The sequence below is a fragment of the Massilia sp. 05N420 genome (assembly GCF_056397205.1).
Map to the genome: position 1 here is coordinate 1 of NZ_JBFTMX010000307.1, position 351 is coordinate 351.

Annotated in this window: 1 pseudogene; it reads right to left on the minus strand. The window is 64.1% G+C overall.

The features are described 5' to 3' along the window. Positions 1-247, minus strand: a pseudogene (locus AC1DIX_RS28455) (3-oxoacyl-ACP synthase); the annotation flags it as partial. Between the last annotated feature and the right edge of the window lie 104 nt (positions 248-351).

The window sequence follows — 351 nt, forward strand, 5'->3', positions numbered from 1 at the left end:
CAAGAAGGGTGAGGGCCACATCGTCAGCTGCAAGACCGGAATTACTGATCGCCATCCGGCCGGCTGCCGTGGCAAGGCCAGTCAGCGTGTCACCCTCGCTTGCCCAGTAGCGCGATCGGATGCCGGTGCGCCGTTCGATCCAGCCATCCTCCAGGCACAGCCGGTTTTCAATCTCCGCATTGTGGACAATACGCGACGGGACGGCGTGGCCGAAGCCTGCGAGCCTGGAGGAAAGAAGCGCCGTCACGACCCCACCTTTGCCAGGGCGAGCGAAGCCACCTCGTCGATGGCGTCATAGGCGGCGGCAAGGTCCGCCCCAGTCGTGCAATAGGGCGGCATCAGGTAGATGAC